Origin of the sequence: Aeromonas media (assembly GCF_020423125.1) — a bacterium.
GTDB lineage: Bacteria > Pseudomonadota > Gammaproteobacteria > Enterobacterales > Aeromonadaceae > Aeromonas > Aeromonas media.
Genome location: NZ_CP075564.1, coordinates 1,660,240 through 1,674,716 on the forward strand (window position 1 = coordinate 1,660,240; position 14,477 = coordinate 1,674,716).

General features: G+C 61.7%; 2 protein-coding genes. Both read left to right on the plus strand.

All coding sequences use genetic code 11. From position 1 onward, the window contains the following. The first annotated feature begins 1 nt into the window (after window position 1). Entirely contained in the window at window positions 2–1,927 is a 1,926-nt protein-coding gene (locus tag KI797_RS07765; protein ID WP_226172402.1) for an EAL domain-containing protein, read from the plus strand. A gap of 270 nt (window positions 1,928–2,197) precedes the next feature. Beyond that, window positions 2,198–14,392, plus strand: coding sequence for a retention module-containing protein (locus KI797_RS07770; protein WP_226172405.1), 12,195 nt, complete (start codon window positions 2,198–2,200; stop codon window positions 14,390–14,392). Window positions 14,393–14,477 lie beyond the last annotated feature (85 nt).

A 14,477-nucleotide genomic window follows, 5' to 3' on the forward strand; every position in this document is an offset into this window, starting at 1 on the left:
TATGACGCTCTACAGACAACTATTGGCAACCATGCTGTTACTGTTCGGATTGCTGTTTGCTGCCACCTATTGGGTACAGTTCAATTCGACTCGCAACTATCTGGCGCAGCAGCAGGAAACTACCGTCATCAACACCTCCACTGCCCTGGGTCTGGCGTTGACACCTTATCTGGAGAACGGGGACAAGGTGAGTGCCGAATCCGTCATGAAGGCCGTGTTCGACGGTGGCTACTATCGGTTGGTTCGCCTGGATCTGCTGGCTTCCAAGGATGTCATCGAACTCGAGAACAGCAGCAACATTCAAGGGGTGCCGCAGTGGTTCATCGGGCTGGGCCTCTTCCCTGAGGTATCCAACGAATCCATTCTGACGTCGGGCTGGTTGCAACTGGGCAAGCTGAAGATCGTGGGCCATCCGGGACAGGCCTACTACGAGCTCTGGAAGGGGATGAGCGAGCTGGCGACCTGGTTCCTTGTGGGCTTCCTGATCACCACCATACTGCTGATGCGGGCACTCAACTACCTGCTCAAACCGCTCAAGCTCATTTGCGATCAGGCGGTCGAGATAGAGCTTCACCATTTCGGGCACACCATTCCCGAGCCCAAGAGTCGCGAGTTGAAACAGGTGGTGCAGGCCATCAATACCCTCTCGAGCAAGCTGGCGGTGCAGTTCAAGGAGCAGGCTGATGAAGCCGAGAATCTGCGTGCCCGCGTCTATGTGGATGCAGTCTCCGGGCTTGGCAACCGTTCCTACTTCGTGGGGCAGGTCAATGCCTGGATCGCCGAGGCGGGACAGGGGGGGGTCATGTTGGTGGCCGTCGACATGCTGGACGATCTCTATCGTGAAGAAGGGTTTGCCGCGAGGGACAACATGGTCAAATCCATCGCCCAGGTGCTCAGAGAGTTGCTGGATGGCTGGGATGGTGCGGCGCTGGCCCGGATTTCGGCTACCGAATACGCCTTGCTATGCCCTACCGATGATCTGTCACAACTCAAGGAGCTGGCGGAGCTGATCAATAGCCGTATCGCCGATCTGGTGGTGAATCCCATGGGTGAGAGCGGTGCACTCTCCGTGGTCGGGATCGCCGGTCGTGATGGCAATGATGATCTCTCTGCCCTGCTGACCAAGGCGGACAATGCGCTGGGCAAGGCCCGCAACGAGCGACGGGGTGCCGTCGTCATGGAAGGGGGCGCGGATCAAGGTTTGATGGGACGTCTCGCCTGGCGTGATCTGGTGCAGGATGCAATGGCCAGAAACCTGTGGCGCTTCAAGGCACAGCCTGCTTGTCGCTTCGATGATGGCACACGCTTGCATGCCGAGCTGTTCGCTGCCATCTCGCGAGATGGCAGCGACTACTTCGCTGGCCAGTTCTTGCCTGCCATCGAGCAGTTCCAGATGGGCGCCGAGTTTGACAAGACCATACTGGAGGCCTGCTTGCCCTTGTTCAAGCAGCAATCCGAGCTGGTATTGGCGGTCAATATCACCGCAGGATCACTCTGCTCGGATGAGTTCCTGACCTGGCTGAGAGGCTATCTGGCCGTGAACGGCGAGTTGAAGGATAAACTGCTGTTCGAGATCCCAGAGGCCGCCATCATGAAACACAAGCAGCATGTGACCAACCTGGTCGATGTGCTGCAAGAGCATGGCTTCCTGTGGGGGGTCGATCACTATGGTCGCCACTTCCAGTCCCTTGGGTATCTGGAGGAGCTGGCCCCTGCCTACGTCAAGGTTGATCATGGCTATACCAGCCAGATCATGGAGCCGGGAGCGGATACGTCCTTCCTGGCCGCGGTCTGCAGGGCGGCCCACAATGCGGGTGTAACGACCATTGCCACCCGAGTGGAGGATCAACAGCAGGTTGAGATGCTGGCCCGTCTGCACATAGACGGTTATCAGGGTTTCGTTCATCCGGCATTCCCACTGCCGTGAGTCATACCCCCTATACTGAAAAGGGCCCCAATAAGGGCCCTTTTTTATATCTATTTAGAATATACGGAGGAGCTTTTGTTCGATGAGTATGCAGAAGGTCTGAATAATGTGTTGTTAGTTTATTGATTTACCTGTGTAAAAAAAATTCATTCGATTCGCTGCATCGGATGAAGGCAAACAGATTCAATGTTGTACATTTTTGCAACTGAAGCCTGATGGACGCGCATCTAGAGTGTAGGCATCAAGATCTGTCACCCTGGAGCAATGGATATGCGCACCCAAATCATCGACAAAACCGTCGTCGTCTCTTCCGTAGAAGGCAATGTTCAGATCCTGCTTGCCGATGGCAGCAGCCGTCCTCTCCAGCCTGGCGAGATATTGCAGCCGGGAGCCAGACTCAATATTGCCGACGATGCCAAATTGATGTTGGCACCCTACGATGACAGCCCGGCTCCGGCCGATGCAGCCCCTGCTGGCCCGGATATTCCCGCCGATGGACAACCCTCCTCATCGGTCGCCAATCGTCAAGCTGGCTCGCCAGAGGTGTCGCCGGAAATTGCGGCCTTGCAACAATCCATCTTGCAAGGGGTCGACCCGACTCAAAACTTTGAGGCTGCGGCAGCTGGCGGGGCACCTGCAGCGGGTGGCGGCGGTGGCATCGGCGGGGTCGCGGGAGCCAGCGGCAACGGCGGCTTTGTCGTCATCGATCGTATTGGTGATGCAACCATTGCCGCTGCCGGATTCGATACCAGCTATGACACCTTGCCTGAGCAGAATGTGCTTCAGGAAGACGATCTCCTGCCCGAGAATGATCTTGATGATCTGGATGAGTCTGCCGTCACCCTGGAAGACCAAGCCATCAGTGGCAACCTGCTGACCAACAGCAGCAACTCGGATGGCCCGCTTGATGCGTCGATTGTCTCTTATAGCTGGGGCAGCAACACCGGTATTTCGGCTGGTGTCGAGAGTTCATTGGACGGGATAGGCACCCTCATCATCAATGCCGATGGCTCCTATACCTTTACGCCGGCCCCGAACTACTCAGGATCAGTGCCTCCGGTCAACTACGTTGTGACCGATGGTGCCGATACGGATGTCTCCATACTGACGGTTACCATTACTCCCGTGGATGAACCCGTTTCCCTGGAAGGGTTGCAAGTAGACGGTGGTGAGATTGTCCTGAATGAAGCTGCACTGGCAGATGGCAGCAGCCCGGATACTGCGAACCTGACCAAGAGTGGTGTCTTCACCTTCAATGCGGCAGATGGTATCCAGAGCCTGGCTCTGGGTGGCGTGGTACTGATCAGTAACGGCCAGGTCATCACCAGTTTCCCGCAGGGGATCCCAAGCCCTCTGGGCAATCAGTTGCTGGTGACAGGTATCAGCTACAACCCGGTGACAGGCGCCGGCACGGTGACTTACAGCTACACCCTGAGCGATAACGAGACCCACAACCAGCCTGCCAATGACACGGCTCTGACCGAGAGTTTCAATGTTGTACTGACAGATAGCGATGGCGACAGCACCAGCGCCAGCCTGGATGTGGTGATACTCGACGATGTGCCGACGGCTGCCAATGACGCAGGGGGGACCCTGACCGAGGATGTGGCGGGCAGCCTGAATGGCAACGTGCTGAGCAACGACGCTGGCGGGGCCGACACCCCGGCGGTGTTCGTGGGGTGGAGCGCGAGCGGGCATGACAACGGAGCGGCGGTCGCCGCGCTGAACAGTTACGGTACCTTTACCCAGGACCCGGTCACCGGCGCCTGGACCTATGTGCTGGACAACAGCAAGGCGGCCACGCAGGCGCTGACGGCGGGCTCGAACCTGAGCTACGACGTCTGGTACACGATGAAGGATGCGGATGGGGATGAGAGCATTGCCAAGCTGACCATCAACATCAAGGGGGCGGATGACAGCTCGAGCGTGGTGACGGCAGCGGCGACGGGGCCGGACCACCTGGTGTACGAGTCGGGCCTCAATCCGGACGGGTCCGATGCGGCGGCCAACACGGAGACGGTGAGCGGCAGCTTCACGGTCTCGGCCACGGACGGGATTTTGAATGTGGTGATAGGGGGAACGACCTACACCCTGGCGCAACTGCAAGGGTTCAACGGCAGTCAGACCGTCAACACGGGCGAGGGCGTCCTGACGCTGCTGAGTTACGTGGGGACGGCCAGTGGCGGGACGGTGAGTTACAGCTACACCCTGAGCGGGACCATCGACAACGACAGCAAGGCGGGTGCAACGGGCACCGGGTTTGACGACAGCATCACCATCGGGGTGAACGGGGTGGGCGGCACCAGTGCCAGCGACCAGTTAATTGTGCGCATCGTGGACGACGTGCCGACGGCTGCCAATGACGCAGGGGGGACCCTGACCGAGGATGTGGCGGGCAGCCTGAATGGCAACGTGCTGAGCAACGACGCTGGCGGGGCGGACACCCCGGCGGTGTTCGTGGGGTGGAGCGCGAGCGGGCATGACAACGGAGCGGCGGTCGCCGCGCTGAACAGTTACGGTACCTTTACCCAGGACCCGGTCACCGGCACCTGGACCTATGTGCTGGACAACAGCAAGGCGGCCACGCAGGCGCTGACGGCGGGCTCGAACCTGAGCTACGACGTCTGGTACACGATGAAGGATGCGGATGGGGATGAGAGCATTGCCAAGCTGACCATCAACATCAAGGGGGCGGATGACAGCTCGAGCGTGGTGACGGCAGCGGCGACGGGGCCGGACCACCTGGTGTACGAGTCGGGCCTCAATCCGGACGGGTCCGATGCGGCGGCCAACACGGAGACGGTGAGCGGCAGCTTCACGGTCTCGGCCACGGACGGGATTTTGAATGTGGTGATAGGGGGAACGACCTACACCCTGGCGCAACTGCAAGGGTTCAACGGCAGTCAGACCGTCAACACGGGCGAGGGCGTCCTGACGCTGCTGAGTTACGTGGGGACGGCCAGTGGCGGGACGGTGAGTTACAGCTACACCCTGAGCGGGACCATCGACAACGACAGCAAGGCGGGTGCAACGGGCACCGGGTTTGACGACAGCATCACCATCGGGGTGAACGGGGTGGGCGGCACCAGTGCCAGCGACCAGTTAATTGTGCGCATCGTGGACGACGTGCCGACGGCTGCCAATGACGCAGGGGGGACCCTGACCGAGGATGTGGCGGGCAGCCTGAATGGCAACGTGCTGAGCAACGACGCTGGCGGGGCGGACACCCCGGCGGTGTTCGTGGGGTGGAGCGCGAGCGGGCATGACAACGGAGCGGCGGTCGCCGCGCTGAACAGTTACGGTACCTTTACCCAGGACCCGGTCACCGGCACCTGGACCTATGTGCTGGACAACAGCAAGGCGGCCACGCAGGCGCTGACGGCGGGCTCGAACCTGAGCTACGACGTCTGGTACACGATGAAGGATGCGGATGGGGATGAGAGCATTGCCAAGCTGACCATCAACATCAAGGGGGCGGATGACAGCTCGAGCGTGGTGACGGCAGCGGCGACGGGGCCGGACCACCTGGTGTACGAGTCGGGCCTCAATCCGGACGGGTCCGATGCGGCGGCCAACACGGAGACGGTGAGCGGCAGCTTCACGGTCTCGGCCACGGACGGGATTTTGAATGTGGTGATAGGGGGAACGACCTACACCCTGGCGCAACTGCAAGGGTTCAACGGCAGTCAGACCGTCAACACGGGCGAGGGCGTCCTGACGCTGCTGAGTTACGTGGGGACGGCCAGTGGCGGGACGGTGAGTTACAGCTACACCCTGAGCGGGACCATCGACAACGACAGCAAGGCGGGTGCAACGGGCACCGGGTTTGACGACAGCATCACCATCGGGGTGAACGGGGTGGGCGGCACCAGTGCCAGCGACCAGTTAATTGTGCGCATCGTGGACGACGTGCCGACGGCTGCCAATGACGCAGGGGGGACCCTGACCGAGGATGTGGCGGGCAGCCTGAATGGCAACGTGCTGAGCAACGACGCTGGCGGGGCGGACACCCCGGCGGTGTTCGTGGGGTGGAGCGCGAGCGGGCATGACAACGGAGCGGCGGTCGCCGCGCTGAACAGTTACGGTACCTTTACCCAGGACCCGGTCACCGGCACCTGGACCTATGTGCTGGACAACAGCAAGGCGGCCACGCAGGCGCTGACGGCGGGCTCGAACCTGAGCTACGACGTCTGGTACACGATGAAGGATGCGGATGGGGATGAGAGCATTGCCAAGCTGACCATCAACATCAAGGGGGCGGATGACAGCTCGAGCGTGGTGACGGCAGCGGCGACGGGGCCGGACCACCTGGTGTACGAGTCGGGCCTCAATCCGGACGGGTCCGATGCGGCGGCCAACACGGAGACGGTGAGCGGCAGCTTCACGGTCTCGGCCACGGACGGGATTTTGAATGTGGTGATAGGGGGAACGACCTACACCCTGGCGCAACTGCAAGGGTTCAACGGCAGTCAGACCGTCAACACGGGCGAGGGCGTCCTGACGCTGCTGAGTTACGTGGGGACGGCCAGTGGCGGGACGGTGAGTTACAGCTACACCCTGAGCGGGACCATCGACAACGACAGCAAGGCGGGTGCAACGGGCACCGGGTTTGACGACAGCATCACCATCGGGGTGAACGGGGTGGGCGGCACCAGTGCCAGCGACCAGTTAATTGTGCGCATCGTGGACGACGTGCCGACGGCTGCCAATGACGCAGGGGGGACCCTGACCGAGGATGTGGCGGGCAGCCTGAATGGCAACGTGCTGAGCAACGACGCTGGCGGGGCGGACACCCCGGCGGTGTTCGTGGGGTGGAGCGCGAGCGGGCATGACAACGGAGCGGCGGTCGCCGCGCTGAACAGTTACGGTACCTTTACCCAGGACCCGGTCACCGGCACCTGGACCTATGTGCTGGACAACAGCAAGGCGGCCACGCAGGCGCTGACGGCGGGCTCGAACCTGAGCTACGACGTCTGGTACACGATGAAGGATGCGGATGGGGATGAGAGCATTGCCAAGCTGACCATCAACATCAAGGGGGCGGATGACAGCTCGAGCGTGGTGACGGCAGCGGCGACGGGGCCGGACCACCTGGTGTACGAGTCGGGCCTCAATCCGGACGGGTCCGATGCGGCGGCCAACACGGAGACGGTGAGCGGCAGCTTCACGGTCTCGGCCACGGACGGGATTTTGAATGTGGTGATAGGGGGAACGACCTACACCCTGGCGCAACTGCAAGGGTTCAACGGCAGTCAGACCGTCAACACGGGCGAGGGCGTCCTGACGCTGCTGAGTTACGTGGGGACGGCCAGTGGCGGGACGGTGAGTTACAGCTACACCCTGAGCGGGACCATCGACAACGACAGCAAGGCGGGTGCAACGGGCACCGGGTTTGACGACAGCATCACCATCGGGGTGAACGGGGTGGGCGGCACCAGTGCCAGCGACCAGTTAATTGTGCGCATCGTGGACGACGTGCCGACGGCTGCCAATGACGCAGGGGGGACCCTGACCGAGGATGTGGCGGGCAGCCTGAATGGCAACGTGCTGAGCAACGACGCTGGCGGGGCGGACACCCCGGCGGTGTTCGTGGGGTGGAGCGCGAGCGGGCATGACAACGGAGCGGCGGTCGCCGCGCTGAACAGTTACGGTACCTTTACCCAGGACCCGGTCACCGGCACCTGGACCTATGTGCTGGACAACAGCAAGGCGGCCACGCAGGCGCTGACGGCGGGCTCGAACCTGAGCTACGACGTCTGGTACACGATGAAGGATGCGGATGGGGATGAGAGCATTGCCAAGCTGACCATCAACATCAAGGGGGCGGATGACAGCTCGAGCGTGGTGACGGCAGCGGCGACGGGGCCGGACCACCTGGTGTACGAGTCGGGCCTCAATCCGGACGGGTCCGATGCGGCGGCCAACACGGAGACGGTGAGCGGCAGCTTCACGGTCTCGGCCACGGACGGGATTTTGAATGTGGTGATAGGGGGAACGACCTACACCCTGGCGCAACTGCAAGGGTTCAACGGCAGTCAGACCGTCAACACGGGCGAGGGCGTCCTGACGCTGCTGAGTTACGTGGGGACGGCCAGTGGCGGGACGGTGAGTTACAGCTACACCCTGAGCGGGACCATCGACAACGACAGCAAGGCGGGTGCAACGGGCACCGGGTTTGACGACAGCATCACCATCGGGGTGAACGGGGTGGGCGGCACCAGTGCCAGCGACCAGTTAATTGTGCGCATCGTGGACGACGTGCCGACGGCTGCCAATGACGCAGGGGGGACCCTGACCGAGGATGTGGCGGGCAGCCTGAATGGCAACGTGCTGAGCAACGACGCTGGCGGGGCGGACACCCCGGCGGTGTTCGTGGGGTGGAGCGCGAGCGGGCATGACAACGGAGCGGCGGTCGCCGCGCTGAACAGTTACGGTACCTTTACCCAGGACCCGGTCACCGGCACCTGGACCTATGTGCTGGACAACAGCAAGGCGGCCACGCAGGCGCTGACGGCGGGCTCGAACCTGAGCTACGACGTCTGGTACACGATGAAGGATGCGGATGGGGATGAGAGCATTGCCAAGCTGACCATCAACATCAAGGGGGCGGATGACAGCTCGAGCGTGGTGACGGCAGCGGCGACGGGGCCGGACCACCTGGTGTACGAGTCGGGCCTCAATCCGGACGGGTCCGATGCGGCGGCCAACACGGAGACGGTGAGCGGCAGCTTCACGGTCTCGGCCACGGACGGGATTTTGAATGTGGTGATAGGGGGAACGACCTACACCCTGGCGCAACTGCAAGGGTTCAACGGCAGTCAGACCGTCAACACGGGCGAGGGCGTCCTGACGCTGCTGAGTTACGTGGGGACGGCCAGTGGCGGGACGGTGAGTTACAGCTACACCCTGAGCGGGACCATCGACAACGACAGCAAGGCGGGTGCAACGGGCACCGGGTTTGACGACAGCATCACCATCGGGGTGAACGGGGTGGGCGGCACCAGTGCCAGCGACCAGTTAATTGTGCGCATCGTGGACGACGTGCCGACGGCTGCCAATGACGCAGGGGGGACCCTGACCGAGGATGTGGCGGGCAGCCTGAATGGCAACGTGCTGAGCAACGACGCTGGCGGGGCGGACACCCCGGCGGTGTTCGTGGGGTGGAGCGCGAGCGGGCATGACAACGGAGCGGCGGTCGCCGCGCTGAACAGTTACGGTACCTTTACCCAGGACCCGGTCACCGGCACCTGGACCTATGTGCTGGACAACAGCAAGGCGGCCACGCAGGCGCTGACGGCGGGCTCGAACCTGAGCTACGACGTCTGGTACACGATGAAGGATGCGGATGGGGATGAGAGCATTGCCAAGCTGACCATCAACATCAAGGGGGCGGATGACAGCTCGAGCGTGGTGACGGCAGCGGCGACGGGGCCGGACCACCTGGTGTACGAGTCGGGCCTCAATCCGGACGGGTCCGATGCGGCGGCCAACACGGAGACGGTGAGCGGCAGCTTCACGGTCTCGGCCACGGACGGGATTTTGAATGTGGTGATAGGGGGAACGACCTACACCCTGGCGCAACTGCAAGGGTTCAACGGCAGTCAGACCGTCAACACGGGCGAGGGCGTCCTGACGCTGCTGAGTTACGTGGGGACGGCCAGTGGCGGGACGGTGAGTTACAGCTACACCCTGAGCGGGACCATCGACAACGACAGCAAGGCGGGTGCAACGGGCACCGGGTTTGACGACAGCATCACCATCGGGGTGAACGGGGTGGGCGGCACCAGTGCCAGCGACCAGTTAATTGTGCGCATCGTGGACGACGTGCCGACGGCTGCCAATGACGCAGGGGGGACCCTGACCGAGGATGTGGCGGGCAGCCTGAATGGCAACGTGCTGAGCAACGACGCTGGCGGGGCGGACACCCCGGCGGTGTTCGTGGGGTGGAGCGCGAGCGGGCATGACAACGGAGCGGCGGTCGCCGCGCTGAACAGTTACGGTACCTTTACCCAGGACCCGGTCACCGGCACCTGGACCTATGTGCTGGACAACAGCAAGGCGGCCACGCAGGCGCTGACGGCGGGCTCGAACCTGAGCTACGACGTCTGGTACACGATGAAGGATGCGGATGGGGATGAGAGCATTGCCAAGCTGACCATCAACATCAAGGGGGCGGATGACAGCTCGAGCGTGGTGACGGCAGCGGCGACGGGGCCGGACCACCTGGTGTACGAGTCGGGCCTCAATCCGGACGGGTCCGATGCGGCGGCCAACACGGAGACGGTGAGCGGCAGCTTCACGGTCTCGGCCACGGACGGGATTTTGAATGTGGTGATAGGGGGAACGACCTACACCCTGGCGCAACTGCAAGGGTTCAACGGCAGTCAGACCGTCAACACGGGCGAGGGCGTCCTGACGCTGCTGAGTTACGTGGGGACGGCCAGTGGCGGGACGGTGAGTTACAGCTACACCCTGAGCGGGACCATCGACAACGACAGCAAGGCGGGTGCAACGGGCACCGGGTTTGACGACAGCATCACCATCGGGGTGAACGGGGTGGGCGGCACCAGTGCCAGCGACCAGTTAATTGTGCGCATCGTGGACGACGTGCCGACGGCTGCCAATGACGCAGGGGGGACCCTGACCGAGGATGTGGCGGGCAGCCTGAATGGCAACGTGCTGAGCAACGACGCTGGCGGGGCGGACACCCCGGCGGTGTTCGTGGGGTGGAGCGCGAGCGGGCATGACAACGGAGCGGCGGTCGCCGCGCTGAACAGTTACGGTACCTTTACCCAGGACCCGGTCACCGGCACCTGGACCTATGTGCTGGACAACAGCAAGGCGGCCACGCAGGCGCTGACGGCGGGCTCGAACCTGAGCTACGACGTCTGGTACACGATGAAGGATGCGGATGGGGATGAGAGCATTGCCAAGCTGACCATCAACATCAAGGGGGCGGATGACAGCTCGAGCGTGGTGACGGCAGCGGCGACGGGGCCGGACCACCTGGTGTACGAGTCGGGCCTCAATCCGGACGGGTCCGATGCGGCGGCCAACACGGAGACGGTGAGCGGCAGCTTCACGGTCTCGGCCACGGACGGGATTTTGAATGTGGTGATAGGGGGAACGACCTACACCCTGGCGCAACTGCAAGGGTTCAACGGCAGTCAGACCGTCAACACGGGCGAGGGCGTCCTGACGCTGCTGAGTTACGTGGGGACGGCCAGTGGCGGGACGGTGAGTTACAGCTACACCCTGAGCGGGACCATCGACAACGACAGCAAGGCGGGTGCAACGGGCACCGGGTTTGACGACAGCATCACCATCGGGGTGAACGGGGTGGGCGGCACCAGTGCCAGCGACCAGTTAATTGTGCGCATCGTGGACGACGTGCCGACGGCTGCCAATGACGCAGGGGGGACCCTGACCGAGGATGTGGCGGGCAGCCTGAATGGCAACGTGCTGAGCAACGACGCTGGCGGGGCGGACACCCCGGCGGTGTTCGTGGGGTGGAGCGCGAGCGGGCATGACAACGGAGCGGCGGTCGCCGCGCTGAACAGTTACGGTACCTTTACCCAGGACCCGGTCACCGGCACCTGGACCTATGTGCTGGACAACAGCAAGGCGGCCACGCAGGCGCTGACGGCGGGCTCGAACCTGAGCTACGACGTCTGGTACACGATGAAGGATGCGGATGGGGATGAGAGCATTGCCAAGCTGACCATCAACATCAAGGGGGCGGATGACAGCTCGAGCGTGGTGACGGCAGCGGCGACGGGGCCGGACCACCTGGTGTACGAGTCGGGCCTCAATCCGGACGGGTCCGATGCGGCGGCCAACACGGAGACGGTGAGCGGCAGCTTCACGGTCTCGGCCACGGACGGGATTTTGAATGTGGTGATAGGGGGAACGACCTACACCCTGGCGCAACTGCAAGGGTTCAACGGCAGTCAGACCGTCAACACGGGCGAGGGCGTCCTGACGCTGCTGAGTTACGTGGGGACGGCCAGTGGCGGGACGGTGAGTTACAGCTACACCCTGAGCGGGACCATCGACAACGACAGCAAGGCGGGTGCAACGGGCACCGGGTTTGACGACAGCATCACCATCGGGGTGAACGGGGTGGGCGGCACCAGTGCCAGCGACCAGTTAATTGTGCGCATCGTGGACGACGTGCCGACGGCTGCCAATGACGCAGGGGGGACCCTGACCGAGGATGTGGCGGGCAGCCTGAATGGCAACGTGCTGAGCAACGACGCTGGCGGGGCGGACACCCCGGCGGTGTTCGTGGGGTGGAGCGCGAGCGGGCATGACAACGGAGCGGCGGTCGCCGCGCTGAACAGTTACGGTACCTTTACCCAGGACCCGGTCACCGGCACCTGGACCTATGTGCTGGACAACAGCAAGGCGGCCACGCAGGCGCTGACGGCGGGCTCGAACCTGAGCTACGACGTCTGGTACACGATGAAGGATGCGGATGGGGATGAGAGCATTGCCAAGCTGACCATCAACATCAAGGGGGCGGATGACAGCTCGAGCGTGGTGACGGCAGCGGCGACGGGGCCGGACCACCTGGTGTACGAGTCGGGCCTCAATCCGGACGGGTCCGATGCGGCGGCCAACACGGAGACGGTGAGCGGCAGCTTCACGGTCTCGGCCACGGACGGGATTTTGAATGTGGTGATAGGGGGAACGACCTACACCCTGGCGCAACTGCAAGGGTTCAACGGCAGTCAGACCGTCAACACGGGCGAGGGCGTCCTGACGCTGCTGAGTTACGTGGGGACGGCCAGTGGCGGGACGGTGAGTTACAGCTACACCCTGAGCGGGACCATCGACAACGACAGCAAGGCGGGTGCAACGGGCACCGGGTTTGACGACAGCATCACCATCGGGGTGAACGGGGTGGGCGGCACCAGTGCCAGCGACCAGTTAATTGTGCGCATCGTGGACGACGTGCCGACGCTGGGCAGCTTTATGTCAGGTTTCATGGCAAATGAACCACTCACATCCCTCAAGGGGTTCTTTGATGTAGAGCCGGGAGCCGATGGCCTGTCTGCCTTCAACATCACTGGGCCAGCCATAACTGGTGTGAGTTATAGCTCATCCAGTGCATACAATCTGGATGGCAGTTTGCTGAGTACCACCTTGTTGGCAAGCGCCAGTGGGAGTGGCTTGTTCTCCTTGACCGTGTTTGCTGACGGGCATTATCAGTTCAATCTGATCAACTCGGAGGTCGCCCGTGACGAGACGTTCTCGTTGTTGAATCTCACGGCAGGAGGGCCGCAGCCATGGGTACAAACGGCGGATGGGCGGATAGAGTTTACGGGTACCAGTAATGGTGTGAACTCTTCTACCCAGGGTTTTGGTGTCGACAACCAGTTCCTGGGCAATGGTGAGAGTGTCACCATGGAGTTTCATAATGTGGGGGCGGCTGGTGACAACCCTTCTACATCCGATCCCAAGTTGATCGATAAATTGACGCTGACCAATAACAGTATCAATGGTTCTTTGACCATACAGTGGACTGCTGTAAACACCCTCCTGGATCCGTCCGATCCTCTATATACCCAAACGGGCACCATGATGGTGAGTGGTACGAGTACGGTGATTGATCCTTCGATCAGCTTCAACGTAGTAACTATTACAGGTATCAGTGGATCAGGACAAGGTGTGCGTTTTACGGAAGCAATTGTCTCGACACGGATTTTGCCTGCTGATCAGGATCTGTCTTTTGGCATTCAAGGAACGGATGGAGACGGTGATACAACGGCCACTTCGACTCTCCACATTGGCGTCGTATCGGGGGATGGGAGTTATACCCTGACAGGCACTGGTGGTGATGATGTTCTCGCGGGCAGCTCACAAGATGATGTGATCTCCGGTGGTGGGGGACATGACTTGGTGGATTACAGCGACGACGGCGCTGCGCATACCATCAATCTGCTTACTGGTACCGGTTCTGGGGGCGATGCAGACGGAGACACATATAGCTCCATTGAAGGTGCGATTGGTGGATCTGGCAGTGATACTCTGATCGGCAACGCAGCAGATAATTTACTGATTGGCGGGTTGGGCAACGATATCCTGACAGGAGGAGATGGCAAGGATACCTTCAAGTGGCTAGCAGGGGAGGCCGATGGCAGTGTGGACAAGATAACCGACTTCACCTTGGGTTCGGGCAGTAATGGTGATGTGCTGGATCTGTCGCAATTACTAGACAATGTGCCGGGCAGTGCCAGCAATAGTGAGTTAGCCAGTACCCTCAACAGCTATCTGACGTTTGATACGGTCAATAACAAGTTGACTATCGATACCAATGGCAGCACTGCAGGTGGTGGGCAATTGACGGTTATGTTCCAGGGGGGGCCGGATCTGACCCATGGTGGCACCATCACCACAAACCAGGCCATTATTGAGCAATTGCTTAACGATGGTAACCTCAAGATAGATCCGCACCCCTGATGACGCAGATGGAGGGCAGGCTTGCCTGCCCTCTGTTGCTTGTGAATGAAGGGCGTTAAGATAGGCAGGATCGAAGATGTGAGGG

What these genes read in the sequence shown, in the direction of transcription:
- KI797_RS07770 (WP_226172405.1), top strand. Translation starts at nt 2,198, where the DNA reads ATGCGCACCCAAATCATCGACAAAACCGTCGTCGTCTCTTCCGTAGAA.
- KI797_RS07765 (WP_226172402.1), top strand. Translation starts at nt 2, where the DNA reads ATGACGCTCTACAGACAACTATTGGCAACCATGCTGTTACTGTTCGGA.